Source organism: Actinomycetota bacterium (assembly GCA_040754375.1).
GTDB lineage: Bacteria > Actinomycetota > Acidimicrobiia > Acidimicrobiales > AC-14 > JBFMCT01.
In genome coordinates this window covers 1-4,380 of record JBFMCT010000087.1, presented here as the reverse complement: position 1 = coordinate 4,380, position 4,380 = coordinate 1, and the positions used below count along the sequence as shown (strand labels likewise).

The window sequence follows — 4,380 nt, the reverse complement described above, 5'->3', positions numbered from 1 at the left end:
GGGCCGGCGGCGGTGGCCCGGGCGGGGCCCGCGGCGGTGGCCCGGGTGGGGCCGGCGGCGGGGCGGAGGGGCTGGGCGGCGCGGTCGGGCGGGGCCGGGGTCAGTCGAACATCGGCCCGCGCCGCAGGACTGGCGGCCGCCCGCCCGGAGGTGGTCGGCCGGAGGGGCACGTCACGAGCGCGCAGTGTCGGAGAGGGCGCTGTCACCCGACCCGCCGAGGGGAAGGAGGCGGTGGCACCCCGCGCCGTGGGTGGCGCCGCTGCCACCGGGTCGCGACCTGTGGTCGGACCGCGGCCGGTGCTGGGGTTAGAGCCGTGGAGGACCGGGCCGCGGCCAGGCGCGAGAGCCCGCCCGGGCCGCGCCGGCGGAGGGGTCCTCGCTGCCGGGTTGCGGCGCCCGGCGGAGTTGGGGTGGTCCGTCCACCCCGGGGCCCGACCGGGTGACATCGCTCCGCGGGCTGGGGGCGCGGCCAGGGTGGGTGGCCCGGACCGAGTGGTGGGCCCGGCGGCACCGGAGGCGGTGCCGGAGACCGGGCCCTCGGGCCGCACCGGGCCAGGCCCGGGCACGGTCAGCCGGCGGGCCGGGGCCGGGGTCGTCGCTGCCGGGTTGCCGCGGGTGGCGGGTCGGGGGGGCCCCGGGGGGGCGGGCCCCGCCCGGCCGCGGGGGGCGGGGCGGGCCGCGCCTGGGGGCGCGGCCCGTTCCGGTCGTCTGATCTCTTCCGGCGGGAGTCGTGAGGGGGCCGGGGACGAGCCCGCCGGGCTGATCCGGAGCCCCACGGGCTGGGGCGGGACTGTGGTCTTCCGCTCGGGTCTGACGTTGCTATCCGGCGGGGGGAGCCGGGGGGGGACCGGCCCCCACCCGCCGGGAGCTCTGGGTGCCCGCGCCGTCCCGGGGGACGCGAGAGCGGGGCCGGGCGGGCGGTCCCGGCCGGTGAAGGTGAACAGGCCGTACCGGTCGCCGTCGGAGACGAAGTCGTCCGCACCGCCCCAGCGGGACGGGCCAGAGGCGCTCACTGCCGGGGCCCGGGCCGGGGGGCGTGGCCGGTCCCGGCCGCCTCATCGGGCACGGTCATGGGCGCGCGGAGCCGTTCGACGGGCTGGCCGCCGCGGTCGAGCCCGCCTGGGCGCCCGACCGGGCGGCCGCGTCGGACGGCGAGGGGATGGTGGTGGAAGGGGGATCGGCGAGCGTGGCCGGGGCCAGGGAGACGACCGTCTCGGGGGCCACCATGCCCCGAGCCCGCGCCGCGTCGATGATGTGGGCCGGGGCCTCCAGGGCGGCGACCTCGAGGCGCAGGTCGGCCAGGCGTTCGCGCTCCTCCGCGGCCCGGTCCTGGAGCTCTTGCACCTCGGCCTGGCCCTGGGCCAGCAGTACGTGAGCCCCGATGACAGCGAACAGGCCGAAACAGGCGACCACGAAGATCAGCCCCGTGAACAGGTTGGACAGCCTCCGGGCGCGCTGCTCCCCGGGGTCGGGCACCACCTGCAGGTGGCGGCGCCGGTCGCCACGGCGCGGCTCCAGTTCGGGCAGGGGCGCGGTCCGGGCTCTCCACGGTGCCGTCATGGGCACACCTCCTGGCCGTTCACGCCGCTGTCTCGGGACCGGGCGTAGCGGAGTTCGGTTCGAGCTTCTCGGCGGCCCGTAGCCGGGCGCTCTCGGACCGGGGGTTGCGGGCCACCTCGGCCGGGCCGGGCTTCCGAGCCCCCCGGTTGAGCAGGCGCACGCGGGGCTGGGCGCCGCATACACATGGCAGTCGGGGCGGGCATGTACAACCACCGGTGGAGGCGTCGCGCAGGACGTCCTTGACGATCCGGTCCTCGCCCGAGTGGTAGGCGAGGACCACGACCCGCCCTCGGGGGACGAGGGCCTCGATGGCCTGTTCGAGAGCCGGGCGCAGCACAGCGAGCTCGTCGTTGACCTCGATGCGCAGCGCCTGGAACGTGCGCCGGGCAGGGTGCCCTCCCCGGCGGCGAGCGGGCGCGGGGATGGCATCGCGCACGACCTCGGCCAATTGGGCCGTCCCCCCGATGGGACGGGAGGCCACGATGGCCCGGGCCACCCGGCGGGCATAGCGTTCGTCGCCGAAGCGGGCGATCACGTCCGCCAGCCGTCCCTCGTCGTAGGTGTTCACCACGTGGGCCGCGGTGGCAGTCGAGCGCTGGTCCATCCGCATGTCGAGGGGGCCGTCGGCGCGGTAGCTGAAGCCCCTCTCGGGCCGGTCGAGCTGAGGGCTGCTCACGCCCAGGTCGAATAACACGGCGACGATCCCTCCTCTCTGCGGGGTTGGCGCCATCTCGTCTATGACTTCTGTGATCCGGTCGAACCGGGCCTGCCGCAATACGGCCCGTTCCCCGAACCCGGCCAGCGCCTCGGCTGCCATAGCCAGGGCGTCGGCATCCTGGTCGATCCCTACCAGCCGTACGTGCCCTAGATCGGATAGAAGGGCGCGTGCGTGCCCGCCCATTCCGACCGTGGCGTCGACCACGGTCCCGGCTGGGACAGGACGGATGAGGTCGACTATTTCTTCGACCATCACCGGCTGGTGATCGGCCATTTCGCTCATCCGCGGTCCCCCGGCCGACATGGGAACCAGGGTGGTTCCCGGGAAGGGGGCGAAGGGGGTTCTTCCAAAGTGCCGGCCGGAGGACGGCGCACGAGCGAAATGGTCCAGGTACCTGTGCGTTCAGTGGTCGATCGTGGGAGACTCCCTTTCGTTCATGGCTTGTACGACTTCATCCGACGCCGTTGCCGGCCAGCGCCCGCTCGCCTTCGAGCTTCTTCTCCTGCCAGACGACCGCATCCCAGATCTCGATGTGGTCCCAGGCCCCGTTCACGACCACGTCGCGTTCGAGGCCCGCGAACTTGCGCAGGTGGGGCGGCAGCGCCACCCGGCCTTGGCGGTCGGGGCTGGCGTCCTGGGCCCCGGCGAAGAAGAACCGGGCGACGTTGCGGTCCTCCGGCCCTCCCTTCGACCGTTCCTTCATCTCCAGGGCGCGCCGCTCGAAGTCGGCCGGGGGCCACAACCCGAGGCAGCCGTCGGTCTCGCTCGTGACGAACGCGCCCTCCTGCAACTGGTCGCGGAACTTCACGGGCAGGATCAGCCGGCCCTTGGCATCGAGTGCGTGGTTGTGTTCCCCGAGGAACAAGTTGCGCCACCTGACAAGCGTTGTGGTCTTCCATGACCCCCGCTGAGCCTCATCGAGCCCGCTCGGACTCCCTGCAGCTCCACTTGGCGCCACTCTAAGCCCCTTCGAACCACCGGTCAACCCCGGGATGGGCGCGCGCCACCAATTTCAGGTCGGAGTTCGGGTGACGGGCAGGGCGGCGCGCCGGCTGGGCGGGTCAGGCCCGTCGTCGGCTCCACGCCCCCGGCCCCCCCAGTACGGCGCGGCCCAAGGGCAGCTCCCCAGCAGCCGCCGCGTTCGCCGTGCCCCAACCCCACGGCGCTGGCTGAGCATCCGCCACCGGGTGTCCCGCCGTGAAGGGGAACCTGTCCCGGCCCAGTCGGGCCATCTGACCCGCCCGTCAGCCCCTCTCAGTGCCTGAGCGCAGCAAGCAAGCTCTCCGGTTGTTCCTTGCACAGCCGGGGCCGGGGTCAGCGAGGAGCGGCGCCCCCGAGGCCGGCCTCTCGGGCGCGGATGACCGCCTCGGCCCGGTCGGCCGCGCCCAGCTTGGCCAGGATGGCCGACACGTGGTTGCGGACGGTCTTGGGGCTCAGGCCCAGTCGTTGGGCGATGCGGGGGCTGTTGTGGCCCGAAGCCATCAGGGCCAGGACCTCGCGCTCGCGGCTCGTCAGTTCCGGGAACGGAGAGGGCGGCCCGTCGGCCGAGGCCCGGGCGAACACCCGCCCGGCCACTCCCGGGCTGAGGATGACGTCACCCGAGCCCACGGCCATCACGGCCCGGACGAAGTCCCGGGGATGGGCGTCTTTGAGCAGGTAACCCCGGGCGCCGGCCTGGAGGGCGGCGAACAGCGAGGCGTCGTCGTCGGACATGGTCAGCACCAGCACGCCCACCTCGGGGCGGCGGGCCAGGATCTGGCGGGTGGCCTCTATGCCGTCGACGCCCGGCATCTTCAAGTCCATCACCACCACATCGGCCCCGCTCTCCAGCACTCGGTCGACGGCCGCCTGGCCGTCACCGGCCTCGCCCACCACCTCGATCCCCGCCGTCGAAGACAGCACGGCCACCACGCCCTCTCGCAACAGGCTGTGGTCGTCGGCGACCACGACCCTGACCAGTCGTTCCACCGTCACCCGCCGCCACCGGCCGGCGCCGATGGGGCCGGGGCGGTGGCCGGGGTCGGGGCCGGGGCCGGGGCGGTGGCCGGGGCGGTGGCCGGGGACGGGGCCGGGGCCGGGGACGGGGCCGGGGCCGGGGCCGG

General features: G+C 74.9%; 4 protein-coding genes. All 4 read right to left on the bottom strand.

Going from position 1 to position 4,380, the window contains the following annotated elements; all coding sequences use genetic code 11:
- Positions 1-1,068: 1,068 nt before the first annotated feature.
- Positions 1,069-1,560: a hypothetical protein gene (locus AB1673_17490; protein MEW6155751.1), complete on the bottom strand. Its 492-nt coding sequence runs from the start codon at positions 1,558-1,560 to the stop codon at positions 1,069-1,071.
- Positions 1,561-1,579: 19 nt separating this feature from the next.
- Entirely contained in the window at positions 1,580-2,560 is a 981-nt protein-coding gene (rsmH, locus tag AB1673_17485; GenBank protein MEW6155750.1) for a 16S rRNA (cytosine(1402)-N(4))-methyltransferase RsmH, read from the bottom strand.
- Between the two features lie 169 nt (positions 2,561-2,729).
- Positions 2,730-3,143 carry a division/cell wall cluster transcriptional repressor MraZ gene (mraZ, locus tag AB1673_17480; GenBank protein MEW6155749.1) on the bottom strand — a complete coding sequence of 138 codons (414 nt, stop codon included), beginning with the start codon at positions 3,141-3,143 and terminating at the stop codon, positions 2,730-2,732.
- Positions 3,144-3,592: 449 nt separating this feature from the next.
- Positions 3,593-4,252, bottom strand: a complete 660-nt coding sequence (locus AB1673_17475; GenBank protein MEW6155748.1) for a response regulator transcription factor — start codon at positions 4,250-4,252, stop codon at positions 3,593-3,595.
- Positions 4,253-4,380: the final 128 nt, after the last annotated feature.

What these genes read in the sequence shown, in the direction of transcription:
- AB1673_17490 (MEW6155751.1), bottom strand. Translation starts at nt 1,560, where the DNA reads ATGACGGCACCGTGGAGAGCCCGGACCGCGCCCCTGCCCGAACTGGAG.
- rsmH (MEW6155750.1), bottom strand. Translation starts at nt 2,560, where the DNA reads ATGAGCGAAATGGCCGATCACCAGCCGGTGATGGTCGAAGAAATAGTC.